Below are 12,988 nucleotides of genomic sequence, written 5' to 3' on the forward strand. Positions count from 1 at the left end.
CTCGGCACGGAGGGTCCCGCAAGCCGAGGATCATGGACGCCGATGAGCACCACCTCCGTCGCCGCGCCGAGCCGCGGCCTCCTCCGCCGCGATCGTGAGGGCGGCCCCCGCGCCCGCTTCCGCGACCTGCTCCCCTACCTGACCGAGCACCGCGGCGCGATCATCGCGGTGATCGTGCTGAGCGTCATGGGCGCTGCACTGTCGCTGGCCCAGCCGCTGCTGGTGCAGCAGGTCGTCGTGCGGGTGCAGCGCTCGCAACCGCTCGGCGGACTGATCGCCCTCGTCGCCAGCGCGGTGGCGATCGGCGCGATCCTCTCCGGCATCCAGCACTACCTGCTGCAGCGCACGGGCACCTCCGTCGTCCTGACGGCCAGAACCCGGCTGATCCGGCACCTGCTGCGGCTGCCCGTCGCGGATTTCGACCGCCGCCGCACCGGCGACCTGGTCGCCAGGGTCGGCACGGACACGACGCTGCTCTACGCGGTGCTCACGCAGGGGCTCGTCGACGCCGTCGGCGGCGTGTTCACCTTCGTCGGCGCACTCATCGGCATGGCACTGCTCGACCCCGTGCTGCTCGGGCTGACGGTGATCATCATCCTGTTCGCGATCGTCGTGGTCGGCGGGCTGTCCCGCCGGATCCGCGGTGCGAGCAGGCGGCAGCAGGACGCCGTGGGTGCGCTCACCGCGGACGTCGAGCGGTCGATCTCCGCGGTGCGCACGATCCGCGCCTCCGGAGCGACGGAGCGGGAGACCGAGTCGGTCCTGAAGGGCGCGCGGCGCGCCTGGGACGCCGGCCTCGAGGTCGCGAAGGCCTCGGCGCCCGTCGTGCCGATCGCGTCGCTCACGCTGAACCTGTCGTTCCTCGTGGTCATCGGCGTCGGCGGCTTCCGCGTCGCGTCGGGCGCCCTGTCGATCGGCAGCCTGGTCGCCTTCCTCCTGTTCCTGTTCCTGATGGTGATGCCGCTCGGCAGCGCGTTCGGCGCGGCGAGCTCGGTCGCGAGCGCGCTCGGTGCGCTCGGCCGGATCACCGAGGTGCTCGACCTGCCGACCGAGACGGCGCAGGACCCCGCCGACCTCGCGATCGGGGCGGGGAGGCAGGACGCTCCCGCCGTCGAGTTCGACGCCGTGTCGTTCTCCTACGACGGCGCGGACGGTGAGCGGGTGGGTGTCCTGCACGACGTGTCCTTCGCGGTCCCGCGAGGAACCCGGACCGCGCTGGTCGGCCCCTCCGGCGCCGGCAAGAGCACGATGCTGTCGCTGCTCGAGCGGTTCTACGACGTCGACGGCGGCGCGCTGCGGATCGGCGGCGTGGACGTGCGACGCCTCCCCCGGGACGTGCTGCGCAGCCAGTTCGGGTACGTCGAGCAGGACGCGCCCGCCCTGGCCGGGACGATCCGCGACAACCTCGTGCTGGCCGCGCCGCTGGCGACGGACGCCGACTGCCTCCGGGTGCTCGACTCGGTCAACCTCCGCACCACGGTGATGAAGCACGCGGAGGGGCTGGACGCCCAGGTCGGCGAGGAGGGGGTGCTGCTCTCCGGAGGGGAGCGGCAGCGCCTCGCGATCGCGCGCGCACTGCTCGCCGACGCCCCGATCCTGCTGCTCGACGAGTCGACGTCGAACCTGGACGGGCGGAACGAGCAGCTGCTGCGCGACTCCCTCGCGGCCGCCGGCGAGGGCCGCACGACGATCGTGATCGCGCACCGCCTCTCGACCGTCGTGGACGCGGACCAGATCGTGGTGGTCGACAGCGGCCGCGTGGTCGCCGCCGGCACCCACGCCCAGCTCCTGGAGACGAGCCCCCTCTACCGAGAGCTGGCCGCCACCCAGCTCCTCGTCTGACCCACTTTTCATCTTTACGGAGTTTTGGCACGACGAAGGAGCGCCAAAACTCCGTAAAGATGAAAAGTCGAGTCGGCGATCCGCTCCTCCACAGACCGCGACATCTCGGAACCGTCCGTGGGGCGGCACCATCTCGGCGTGCGCAAGAACGACTGGTCCAGAGCGGATGCGATCGCGATCCGCGTCCTCACCGAACACGACGGCATCGCGCGGATCGACGAGTTCATGGCCGCCGGGTTGAAGCGGCATCAGATCGCGGCGATCTTCCGCCGCGGCGTGATGAATCGACCGCGGAACGCGTGGTTCGCGGACCCTGATGTTCCATGGCAGGGGAAGCACGCCGTCCGGGTCGGAGGAGTGCTCGCGTGCGTGTCGGCGAGTGCGAGCTGGGGGCTACCGGTGCCGCCGGAGGCCTGGCGGCACCTTCACGTCGCAGTCGCTGCGACCGCCAGCCACCTCCGCCACAACCGCGACCGGACCCGAGAGGTCAAGGCGGGCGAGGACGCCGAGGTGGAGCTGCACTGGGTCGACCTCGTCGACCCGGCCCAGGGCTGGCGGACCTCCCTGGTCGACACCCTCCTGCAGGTCGTGGACTGCGTCCCGGCGGACTGGTTCGTCGCTGCCCTCGACGCCGCACTGCATCGCCCGTGGGAGGGCGAGCCGATCCTGTCCGAAGCCGAGTATGGGCGCTTCCGCGGCCTCCTGCCCCGGAGGAAGCAGCCGCTGCTCAGTCTGGTCGACCCACTCGCGGGGAGCTGCCTCGAGACACTCCTCCGGCTGGGTCTCGTCCGCCGCGGCATCGGGCCTCTCACGCTCCAGTTCTCCCCGGACGGACGCCGGTTCGTCGACGTCCTCGTCGGCGACCGGCTCATCGTCGAGGCCGACGGTGAGGAATTCCACGATCCCGAGAAGGATGCGATCCGAGACGCTGCATTCAGGAGCCTGGGATACGTCGTGCTCCGGTTCTCGTATGAAGAGATCGTCTTCCATCTGGACGAGGTATTGGACAAGATCGAGGCCGCTCTCGCTGCCATCTGACTTTTCATCTTTACGGAGTTTTGGCCCGGCTAGTCAGGGCCAAAACTCCGTAAAGATGAAAAGTGTCAGGGGAAGTCAGCCGAAGGGGGTCGGGGTCATCGTGTACTTCGTCGAGAGATACTCGTGGATGCCCTCGAAGCCGCCCTCGCGGCCGATGCCGGACTGCTTGACGCCACCGAAGGGGGCGGAGGCGTTGGAGATCACGCCGACGTTCAGCCCCATCATCCCGGTCTGGAGGCGCTCGATCATGCGCTGACCGCGCGCGAGGTCCCGGGTGAAGACGTAGGAGACGAGCCCGAACTCGGTATCGTTCGCGATGCGCACCGCGTCCGCCTCCTCGGTGAACCGCACGATCGTGACGACCGGCCCGAAGATCTCGCTGTGGAGGATGTCGCTCGCGGCGTCCACGCGGTCGAGCACCGTCGGCGCATAGAACGTCCCCGGCCCGTCGACCGGCCCGCCGCCGAGCCGCACCTCCGCGCCGCGGCCCACCGCCTCCCTCACCAGGTCGTCCGCCTTCGCGACCGCGGCCGCGTTGATGAGCGGGCCGATCTGCACGCCGTCCTCGGTGCCGCGCCCGACCTTCATCGCCGCGACCTTCTGCGTGAGCCGCTCCGCGAACTCGTCCGCGACGGCCTCGTGCACGATGAAGCGGTTCGCCGCCGTGCATGCTTCGCCGACGTTCCGGAACTTCGCGAGCAGCGCCCCGGTCACGGCGGCATCGATGTCCGCGTCCTCGAAGACCACGAACGGCGCGTTGCCGCCGAGCTCCATCGACGTGCGCAGCACGTTCTCCGCGGCCTGCGCGAGCAGCCGCTTCCCGACCGGCGTCGATCCGGTGAAGCTCAGCTTCCGGAGGCGCGGGTCCTGCAGCACCGGCTCGGTGAGCGCGCCGGCCGACGTCGTCGGCACCACGTTCAGCACCCCCGCGGGCAGCCCGGCCTCCTCGAGGATGGCGGCGGTCAGCAGCGTCGTCAGCGGCGTCAGCTCGGCGGGCTTCACGACGACCGTGCAGCCCGCGGCGAGCGCCGGCCCGATCTTGCGCGTGGCCATCGCCAGCGGGAAGTTCCAGGGCGTGATCAGGAAGCAAGGCCCGACCGGGTGATTCGAGACGATCGTGCGACCGGTCCCCTCCGGGTTCACGCCGTACCGCCCCGTGATCCGCACGGCCTCCTCCGCGAACCAGCGGAAGAACTCGGAGCCGTAGACGACCTCGCCGGCGGACTCGGCGAGGGGCTTGCCCATCTCGAGCGTCATCAGCAGCGCCAGGTCGTCCTTGCGCTCCTGCATCAGCTGCCATGCGCCGCGGAGGATCTCGGAGCGCTTCCGCGGCGCGGTCGCCGCCCACTCGTCCTGCACGCGCGCCGCCGCGTCGAGTGCTGCGATGCCGTCCTCCGGCGTCGCATCGGCGACCGACGCGAGCACGAAGCCCGTGGAGGGGTCGAGCACGTCGAACCGACCGCCGCCCGCGGCGTCGCGCCACTCCCCGTCGATCAGCAGCCCCGTCGGCAGCCCCGCAAGCAGGGTGGCCTCGTCCTTCCCGGTCATCGTCGCCTCCGGCAGCCGATCCTACGGAGGCGGCCGGATCGCGAGGCTCAGACGGTCTCGACCCCGACCGCGCGGAACTCCTCGAGCGCCGCGGCGCTCGTCTCCGGCGCGACGCCCGCGATCAAATCGGTGAGCACTCGGACCCGCGTGCCGCTGCCCTGCGCATCGAGGGCGGAGGCGCGCACGCAGTAGTCGGTCGCGATGCCGACGACGTCGAGGTCCGTGACGCCGCGCTCGTGCAGCACCTCGCCCAGGCTGCGGCCGTCGTCGGTCGTGCCCTGGAACGCGGAGTAGGCGGGCGTGCCCTGCCCTTTCTTCACGTGCACGTCGATCACGGCGGTGTCGAGCGCGGGGTGGTACTCGGCGCCCATCGTCCCGGCGACGCAGTGCACCGGCCAGGTGACCGTGAAGTCGGGGGCTGCGGAGGTGGCGAAGTGGCCGCCGTTGTCGTTCCCGCCGTCGTGCCAGTCGCGGGACGCGGCGACGAGCGCGTAGTCGCCGGCGTGCGCGGAGAGGTGCTCGGTGATCCCCGCAGCGACGGCGGCGCCGCCGTCGACACCGAGCGCGCCGCCCTCGGTGAAGTCGTTCTGGACGTCGACGATCAGCAGCGCGCGGGTCACATCGTTCATCTTTCAGGAGTTCTGGCGCGGCGGAGCCCGCCAGAACTCCTGAACGATGAACCTCAGCGGTTCGAGAGGCGGTTCCCGCAGGACCAGACGTCGGCGGTCAGGGTGTCGAGCGCCTGCTTCGCGGCGGGGCTGACGTTCCCGAGCGCATAGAACGCGAACGTCAGCGGCGTCCCGTCCTTCGCCCGGATGATGCCGGCGAGGGTGTAGCCGGTGTCGATCCAGCCGGTCTTCGCGCGCACCTTGCCATCGGCGCGCGACGCCGCTCCCGAGAACCGGTCGCTGTACGACAGCGACCCGGTGCGGCCGGCGATGGGCAGGCCGGCGTAGACCGGGCCGAGCCCCTGCGACTTGTGCAGCACCTTCACGAAGAGCTTCGTGAGGTAGGCGGGCGCGATCCGGTTGTCGTCGCTGAGCCCGCTGCCGTCGACGACGCGGACGCCGGTCGGCGCGATGCCGTAGCTGCGCAGCGCGGGGATCACCGCGGCATCGATGTCGGAGAAGGTGTTCCCGGTCCCCGCCTCGATCGCCGTCACCCGCGCGAGCGCCTCCGCGATCGTGTTGTCGGAGTAGAGCAGCTCCTGCTGGATCAGCGTGCTCACCGGCTGCGACTTCACCGCACCGAGCACCACCGCCCCGCTCGGCGCCGTACCGCGCACGACCTGCACCCCGCTGCCGAAGTAGGACGCGAACGCGGCACCGGCGCGGCCGACCGGGTCGATACCGCGCGGGGAGGTGTTCGCGGCCGGGTTCGCGCGGTCGCCGTCGACCATCAGCGCCGTGATCTTCGGGGTGGAGCCGAGCGCGCGTTCCTTCGTCTTCCAGGTCGGCTGCCACGACGGGCCGCCGAAGTAGGACGAGTCGAGCACGATGCGCGTGATCCGCTCGCCCGGGTGCGCGGTCTTCCACGCGGCCTTCACCCGCGCCGCCAGCGTGGAGAGGTGCGGCGCGCCCGCGTACGCGGTGGTGGTCCCGGCCGGCGTGCGGGACAGCGTGACGTCACCACCGCCGACGAGCACGACCTCGCCGCTCCGCTTCCCCTCCACGACCCGGGTGGTGAGGCGGTGATCGGGGCCGAGGACCTGCAGCGCGGCCGTGGAGGTGAGCACCTTCATCACGCTCGCCGCGCGGGACGCCTTCGCCCCCTTGCGGTCGAACAGCACCTCGCCGGTGCGCGCGTTGATCACCCGCCCCTGGAAGTTCGCGAGCCGCGCATCGTTCGCCGCTCGCGACACCGAGCAGGTGCGGGCGACGGTCTTCGTGGTCTTCGTCGGGGTGGGTGCGAGGGCCGCCGTCCGGGTCGCGACGGGCGCGAGGCTCGTGGCATCGACCGGCGCGACGGCGGCGCTGGTCGCGACCGCCGTGATCGGCTCGCCGAGCGCGTAGCCGGCAGCCCACCCCGCGGAGATCAGTCCGACGACGACGACACCGCCGGACAGGACGAGGGCGGTCCGACTGCGCATGCCCGCCAGAGTAGGTCCCCCGTGCGGGGGGCGGCGGTCCCGGCGCGCGGTCGGCGAGTACTGATCGGCCGCGAGTGGTCGTCTACACTCGTCCAGGCACGATGCCGCCTTAGCTCAGTCGGTAGAGCGATTCACTCGTAATGAATAGGTCCGGGGTTCGATTCCCCGAGGCGGCCCGGATGCACGAAGGCCCGTCCCGGAAGGGTCGGGCCTTCGGCCGTCAGGGCGCGGTCGCACGCGCGATGTCGCGGAACTCGTCGAGCGCACCGAGGACGCAGTCGCTGAGCGTCGTCGCCCCCTCGCCGGCGGCCCAGCGGCTCCAGCCCTGCCGCGCGATGCTGATGCACAGCAGCGCGGTGAACTCGGCGCGCCCGTGCAGCGCCGCCTCGTCGGGCATCCGTCCCGCCCGCAGCTCGTCGGCACGGAGGCGCTCGGCGACGATCTCGATCATCTGCTCGCGGATCCGCTGCACGAGGGTCGCCCTGTCCCCGAACAGCCGGGTCTCCCGCTGCATCAGCTCGCGCCGGAGCCGATGCAGCTCGAAGTCCTCCTCGCCCGACGCGTGCCCGGCCATCAGCAGCACGAGGTCCGTCAGGGGGTCGGCGGCGCCCTCCTCGTACCGGGCGATCTCGTCGGCGGACAGCTCGACGGGTCCGTGCGGGGCCGCGAGCGCCTCCTCCTTCGTCGTGAAGTAGTTGAAGAAGGTGCGGGTCGAGACCTGCGCCGCCTGCGCGACCTCCTCAACGGTGACGGAGTCGAACCCCCGCTCGAGCGCGAGCCGGAGCAGCGCGAGCTGCAGCGCGCGCTTCGTCGCGAGGCGCTTCTGCTCGCGCAGTCCGAGGGCCGCCGTGTCGGTCACAGCACCAATTATTGCACGCACTGCAATGTTTGCGGGTCATCCGCACGTGACGGCGCGCGGCAGGGCGCCGTCGACGAGGAACCGGTCGACCCGGTCGTTGATGCACGCGACGCCGTTGCGATACGCCGTGTGCCCCTGCCCCCGCAGCGTCAGCAGCACCCCGCCCGGCAGCTGTCCGGCCAGGCTCTGCGCCCAGGCGTAGGGGGTCGCGGGATCCCCGGTGGTGCCGAGCACGACGATCGGCGGAGCCCCCTCCGCGGTCACCCGCTGCACGGCCCCCTCGACGGGCACCGGCCAGTTCGCGCAGACGGGATCGCCGAGCGCGTCCGCGTTGTCCGCCGCCCGGAGGGGGTCGGCCGCGTCGAGCTCGGCGCCCTGCTTCCGCAGCGTGGCGGCATCCTTCGTGACCGGCTTGTCGAGGCAGTTCACCGCGTAGATCGCCTCGAACAGGTTGCCCACGTAGCCCTTCGGGCCGCGTTCGACGTAGCCGTCCGCGAGCGCCTGGACCGCGTCGGGGCGACCTCGCAGCAGCTCGACGAACGCGGCCGTCAGCGTGGCCCACGACCCCTCGTCGTACAGCGCGGCATCGATCGCGATCCGCAGCACCGCACTGTTGACCTCGCGCCCGTCGGAGGCGCGGACCGGCGAGGCGCGCAGCTGGAGCAGCAGGGCCGCGATGTCATCGATCGCGCCGTCCACGTCGCTGCCGGCGAAGGGGCAGGAGGAGGCGGTCAGGCAGTTCGCAAGGTAGGCCTTCAGCGCGGCGCCGAACGCCCGGGTGTTCGCCAGCGACTCCTGGAACGTCGAGATCGACGGGTCGACCGCGCCGTCGAGCACCATCCGACCGACCCGTGAGCCGAACTCGTCCGCATAGAGTGCGCCGATGTACGTGCCGTACGAGAAGCCGAAGTAGTCGAGCTTCGCCTCGCCGACGGCCGCCCGCAGCATGTCGAGGTCGCGGATCGTGTCGGCGGTCCCCACGTGCGCGAGCAGGTCGCCGGTCTTCGCGAGACACGCTCTGCCGAACGCGACGGCGTCGGTCTCGATGTCCGTGCGGAGCGCCGTACTCCCCTCCGGCAGGTCCGGATCGCTGAACAGGAACTCGTCCAGCTCCGCCGTGCCGTAGCAGTCGACGCTCGACGAGGCACCGACTCCGCGCGGATCCCAGGCGACCAGGTCGTAGTGGTCGAGCAGGGACCGGTCGTAGATCCCGGTGCCGCCGTTCCGGAGGAAGTCGACGCCCGAGACTCCCGGTCCACCGGGGTTCGTGAACATCGTGCCGATGCGGTCACCGGACGCCGGCCGCATGATCAGCGCCAGGCGGATCCGCTTCCCGCCGGGCTTCGACCAGTCCTCCGGCGCCCGCACGGTCGCGCAGCGGAAGCCGTCCTCGCAGTCGCGCCACACGATCGCCTGTCCGTAGAACGGCAGCAGCGGCGACTCGACGCCCTGCGTGTCCGGCGTCGTCGTCGTATCCGGTGCCGGCACGAGCCCGCAGCCGGTCAGGAGGAGCACGCACAGCAGGGCGATCACCGACGCGGCGCGCGCCCGTCCTGCTGTCATGCGGCCCTCGCGAGCACGGCGCTGACGAGCATCGCCTCGAGCGCGAGCAGCGGCGGCACGTTCGCCGGCAGGCGGCGCCTCGCGTCGCCGATGGCTTCCAGCGCCTTCAGCGTCGCGGTCGGCCGGGTACGGGCGCCGAGCGCGGCGACCTCGGCGGACCAGACCGCGTTGACCGGAGGCAGGCCGGCGCGCAGCTGGGCGACGAGCACGTCGCGGTAGACGGACAGCAGGTCGACGAGCACCCGGTCGACGCCGTCCCGGAGGCCGCGGGTCGCCCGCCGCTTCTGGTCCTCCTCCAGCTGCCGCAGCACGCCGCGCAGCTGCGGCGGCACGGCCCCACCCGGCTCGATGCCCATGGACGCGAGCGCCGTCTGCCGCTCGGCGTCCTCGCGCTCCTGCGTCAGCGCGGCGGAGTCGGCCTTCGCGATGTCCAGCAGGCGCTGGGCGCCGCGCACCGCCTTCGGCACCGTGTCCGTCTCGAGCACGAGCCGGATGCTGTCGTCGCGGCGCGCCCGGGCCTCCTCGTCGGTGGCGAGCCGGTGAGCCATGCCGATGTGGCTCTGCGCCTCCTCGGCCGCACGCAGCGCCAGCCCGGGGTCGACCCCGTCGCGCTGCACGAGCAGGCCGGCGACCTCGCTCGGCTCGGGGACCTTCAGGCGCACCAGCCGGACCCGGGACCGGATGGTCGGCAGCAGGTCGGCCTCGCTCGGCGCGCAGAGGATCCAGACGGTGCGCTCCGGCGGCTCCTCGAGCGCCTTCAGCAGCACGTTCGAGGTCCGTTCCGTCATCCGGTCGGCGTCCTCGATCACCATCACGCGGTAGTGCGCGACCGAGGGCGAGTACTGCGACGAGGTGACGAGGCGCCGGACCTCGTCGATCGTGATCGTGACGCGATCAGAGGCGAGCACCGCGAGATCCGGGTGGGTGCGGGCGTCGACCTGCGCACGGACCCGGTCGTCGTCCTGGTCCGGCTCGCTCAGGAGCGCCGCTGCGAACGCGTAGGCCAGGTTCGATCGCCCGGACCCCGGCGGCCCGGTGATCAGCCACGCGTGGGTCATCACCCCCACGCCGCCGTCCGCGCGATGCGCGTCCCTCGCCGCCGCGGCGATCGCCTCCACCGCCGCCGTCTGGCCGACGAGCAGGGCGTAGGCGCCCGGGTCGGTCATCGCTCGAGCCGAGGCTCGACGGATCGGCGGATCCGGGCGGCGATCTCGTCCGCCGGAAGCGCGGCGTCGACCACGACGAAGCGCTCCGGCTCCGCGGCCGCGAGCGCGAGGAACGCGGCCCGCACGCGGTCGTGGAAGTGGTCGGGCTCCGCCTCGAGCCGGTCCTCGGTCGCGCGGCCCTCGCGACGCCCGCGCGCAGCCGCGGGGTCGAGGTCCAGCAGGATCGTGAGATCGGGCAGGAGCGAATCGGTCGCCCACGTGGACAGCCGGCGGACCTCCTCCGGGTCCAGCACCCGGCCGGCGCCCTGGTACGCCACCGACGAGTCGATGTACCGGTCCTGCACGACGACGTCGCCGCGCTCGAGGGCCGGTCGCACCACGGTCGCGACGTGATGTGCGCGGTCGGCGGCGTAGAGCAGGGCTTCCGCACGGGCGGACACGTGGTCGCCGTGCAGCACCAGGGATCGGATCTCCGCGCCGAGCGCGGTGCCGCCGGGCTCACGGGTCCGCACGACGGTGTGCCCGAGCCCGGTGATCCAGCCCTCGAGGGCGGCCGCCTGCGTGGTCTTGCCCGCCGAGTCGCCGCCCTCGAGCGTCAGGAACACCCCTACGCCTTCTTCGTCGCGCGCTTCGTGGTCGTCGTCCGCTTCGCCGGCGTGCGGGTCGTGGTCGTCTTCTTCTTCGGCGCGGGGCCCTTGGCGCGCTTGTCGACGAGCATCTGCACCGCGCGGGCGAAGTCGACCGACTCGATGTCCTCGCCGCGCGGGATCGTCGCGTTCGTCTCGCCGTCGGTGACGTAGGCGCCGAACCGGCCGTCCTTGATGCGGATCGGTTTGCCGCTGGTCGGGTCCGCGTCGAACTCCTTCAGCGCCGAGGACGCGGCGCGACCGCCGTACTTCGGCTTCGCGAACAGCTCGAGCGCACCGGGCAGGTCGACCGTGAAGATGCTGTCCTCGTCGGGCAGCGTGCGGGTGTCGGTCCCCTTCTTCAGGTAGGGGCCGTAGCGCCCGTTCTGCGCGGTGATCGGCTCGTTGCTCTCGGGGTCGTCGCCGACGGTGCGCGGCAGGCCGAGCAGCCGCACCGCGGTGTCGAGGTCGACCGAGTCGGGTGACATCGACTTGAACAGCGACGACGTCCTCGGCTTCGGTGCGCCCTTCGCGGCGCCCTTCCCTGCGGGGGCCTCGTCTTCGGGGATGATCTCGGTGATGTACGGACCGAAGCGGCCGTCCTTCGCGACCAGCGTGCGGCCGGTCTCGGGATGCTGCCCGAGGATGCGGTCCTCCTGCGGCGGCGCGTCGACGAGCTCCTGCGCCTTCGCGGCGGTCAGCTCGTCGGGGGCGAGGTCCGGCGGCAGGTTGACCCGTCGCACGACGGGTTCGCCCTCCGTCAGCTGCCCGGTCTCGGGATCGACGACCGGCTCGGCCGGGTCCAGAACCTCGAGGTAGGGGCCGTAGCGGCCGATGCGCAGCGTGATGCCCTCGGTGACCGGGATCGAGTTGATGCTCTTCGCGTCGATGTCGCCGAGGTTGTCGACGACGGACCGCAGCCCCGGGTGCCCGGTGTGGCCGAAGTAGAACTCGCGCAGCCAGTCGACCCGCGCGGCGTCGCCGTCGGCGATGCGGTCGAGGTCGTTCTCCATCTCGGCCGTGAAGTCGTAGGCGACGAGGTCGGCGAAGAACTCCTCGAGCAGCTTGACTACCGAGAACGCGATCCAGTTCGGCACCAGCTGGGTGCCGCGGGGGACGACGTAGTTGCGGTCCACGATCGTGGAGAGGATGGAGGCGTAGGTGGAGGGCCGGCCGATGCCGAGCTCCTCCAGCTTCTTGACCAGGCTCGCCTCGGTGTAGCGCGGGGGCGGTGAGGTCTCGTGCCCGTTCGCCACGGGTTCGGAGGGGGTCAGGGACTGCCCCTTCTCGACCTGCGGGAGGCGCTCGTCGGCCCCTCCTGAGGCACCCGAAGGGTCGCGGTCCTCGTCGCGGCCCTCCTCGTAGGCGGCGAGGAAGCCGCGCACGGTGATGACCGTGCCGCTCGCGGAGAACTCCGCGGCGCGGCCGCCGGCCGTCAGCCCGACGACGAGCGTGGCCGTCGATCCGGTCGCGTCGATCATCTGGGAGGCGACGGTGCGCCGCCAGATCAGGTCGTACAGGCGCTGCTCGGTCGACGTCAGCGTGCCGCGCAGCGAGTCGGGCGTCGGGAACACCTCGCCGGACGGGCGGATGGCCTCGTGGGCCTCCTGCGCGTTCTTCGACTTCCCCGAGTACTGCCGCGGAGCATCCGGCACGGTGTCCGCGCCGTAGAGCGCCTTGGCCTGGCTGCGCGCCGCCTGCGTCGCCTGCGACGAGAGCGACGGCGAGTCGGTGCGCATGTAGGTGATGTGCCCGTTCTCGTACAGGCTCTGCGCGACCGACATCGTCTGCTTGGCGCTGAACCGCAGCTTGCGGGCCGCCTCCTGCTGCAGCGTGCTCGTGGTGAACGGCGCCGCGGGACGACGACGGTACGGCTTGGTGTCGAGCGAGACGACGCGTGCCCCAGGCGACTCGGTCTCGATCGCGGTGACGAGTGCGAGGGCACCGGCCTCGTCGAGCGCGACCGAGTCGGTCTTCAGCCGGCCGAGGTCGTCGAAGTCGCGACTTCCCGTGGCGATCCGCTTGCCGTCGAGGCGCTGCAGGCGAGCGGTGAACGCGGAGCCGTCCGTCGGGACGACGTCCCAGTAGGACGCGGAGACGAACGCGAGGCGCTCGCGCTCCCGGTCGACCACGAGCCGGGTGGCTGCGGACTGCACCCGACCGGCGGACAGGCCGGGGCCGACCTTGCGCCACAGGACCGGCGAGACCTCGTAGCCGTAGAGCCGGTCGAGGATGCGGCGGGTCTCCTGCGCGTCGA

10 protein-coding genes and 1 tRNA gene are annotated in these 12,988 nt (G+C 71.9%); 3 read left to right on the forward strand and 8 right to left on the reverse strand.

What is annotated here, in order from left to right; translation table 11 throughout:
• The first annotated feature begins 42 nt into the window (after window positions 1–42).
• Both ACFE67_RS10500 and ACFE67_RS10505 read left to right on the forward strand, forming a co-directional pair.
• Window positions 43–1,842, forward strand: coding sequence for an ABC transporter ATP-binding protein (locus ACFE67_RS10500; protein WP_375406824.1), 1,800 nt, complete (start codon window positions 43–45; stop codon window positions 1,840–1,842).
• A 138-nt stretch (window positions 1,843–1,980) separates the two neighbouring features.
• On the forward strand, window positions 1,981–2,880 hold the full coding sequence (locus ACFE67_RS10505) for an endonuclease domain-containing protein (RefSeq protein WP_375406825.1): 900 nt from the start codon (window positions 1,981–1,983) through the stop codon (window positions 2,878–2,880).
• A 75-nt stretch (window positions 2,881–2,955) separates the two neighbouring features.
• On the opposite strand, the gene ACFE67_RS10510 is transcribed toward ACFE67_RS10505, so the two are convergent.
• The 3 genes from ACFE67_RS10510 to ACFE67_RS10520 form a co-directional block, all read right to left on the reverse strand.
• Window positions 2,956–4,428, reverse strand: a complete 1,473-nt coding sequence (locus ACFE67_RS10510) for an NAD-dependent succinate-semialdehyde dehydrogenase (RefSeq protein ID WP_375406826.1) — start codon at window positions 4,426–4,428, stop codon at window positions 2,956–2,958.
• Window positions 4,429–4,475: 47 nt separating this feature from the next.
• Window positions 4,476–5,048: an isochorismatase family protein gene (locus ACFE67_RS10515; protein ID WP_375406833.1), complete on the reverse strand. Its 573-nt coding sequence runs from the start codon at window positions 5,046–5,048 to the stop codon at window positions 4,476–4,478.
• A 62-nt stretch (window positions 5,049–5,110) separates the two neighbouring features.
• Complete coding sequence (locus ACFE67_RS10520) at window positions 5,111–6,517, reverse strand: D-alanyl-D-alanine carboxypeptidase/D-alanyl-D-alanine-endopeptidase (protein WP_375406827.1); 1,407 nt, start codon at window positions 6,515–6,517, stop codon at window positions 5,111–5,113.
• Window positions 6,518–6,620: 103 nt separating this feature from the next.
• Between ACFE67_RS10520 and ACFE67_RS10525 the strand changes: the two genes are divergently transcribed.
• A tRNA-Thr gene (locus ACFE67_RS10525) sits at window positions 6,621–6,693 on the forward strand.
• Between the two features lie 44 nt (window positions 6,694–6,737).
• Here the strand turns inward: ACFE67_RS10525 and ACFE67_RS10530 are convergent.
• From ACFE67_RS10530 to topA, 5 genes are all read right to left on the reverse strand, one after another.
• Window positions 6,738–7,376, reverse strand: coding sequence for a TetR/AcrR family transcriptional regulator (locus ACFE67_RS10530; protein WP_375406828.1), 639 nt, complete (start codon window positions 7,374–7,376; stop codon window positions 6,738–6,740).
• 36 nt (window positions 7,377–7,412) lie between these two features.
• Complete coding sequence (locus ACFE67_RS10535; RefSeq protein WP_375406829.1) at window positions 7,413–8,939, reverse strand: alpha/beta hydrolase; 1,527 nt, start codon at window positions 8,937–8,939, stop codon at window positions 7,413–7,415.
• Window positions 8,936–10,105, reverse strand: coding sequence for a DNA polymerase III subunit delta' (locus ACFE67_RS10540; protein ID WP_375406830.1), 1,170 nt, complete (start codon window positions 10,103–10,105; stop codon window positions 8,936–8,938). The genes ACFE67_RS10535 and ACFE67_RS10540 overlap by 4 nt, the downstream gene beginning before the upstream one ends.
• The gene (gene tmk, locus ACFE67_RS10545; protein ID WP_375406831.1) at window positions 10,102–10,710 is read right to left on the reverse strand and encodes a dTMP kinase; all 609 of its coding nucleotides are present in this window, start codon (window positions 10,708–10,710) and stop codon (window positions 10,102–10,104) included. The genes ACFE67_RS10540 and tmk overlap by 4 nt, the downstream gene beginning before the upstream one ends.
• A 2-nt stretch (window positions 10,711–10,712) precedes the next feature.
• On the reverse strand, window positions 10,713–12,988 hold a 2,276-nt coding region (gene topA, locus ACFE67_RS10550), incomplete at its 5' end, for a type I DNA topoisomerase (RefSeq protein ID WP_375406832.1).

This window comes from uncultured Amnibacterium sp., assembly GCF_964244015.1.
In the GTDB taxonomy this organism is placed as follows: Bacteria; Actinomycetota; Actinomycetes; order Actinomycetales; family Microbacteriaceae; genus Amnibacterium.

Excerpts from the sequence above, each read along its gene's own strand:
- ACFE67_RS10500 (WP_375406824.1), top strand. The coding sequence starts at position 43 with ATGAGCACCACCTCCGTCGCCGCGCCGAGCCGCGGCCTCCTCCGCCGC.
- ACFE67_RS10510 (WP_375406826.1), bottom strand. The coding sequence starts at position 4,428 with ATGACCGGGAAGGACGAGGCCACCCTGCTTGCGGGGCTGCCGACGGGG.
- ACFE67_RS10520 (WP_375406827.1), bottom strand. The coding sequence starts at position 6,517 with ATGCGCAGTCGGACCGCCCTCGTCCTGTCCGGCGGTGTCGTCGTCGTC.
- ACFE67_RS10535 (WP_375406829.1), bottom strand. The coding sequence starts at position 8,939 with ATGACAGCAGGACGGGCGCGCGCCGCGTCGGTGATCGCCCTGCTGTGC.
- ACFE67_RS10540 (WP_375406830.1), bottom strand. The coding sequence starts at position 10,105 with ATGACCGACCCGGGCGCCTACGCCCTGCTCGTCGGCCAGACGGCGGCG.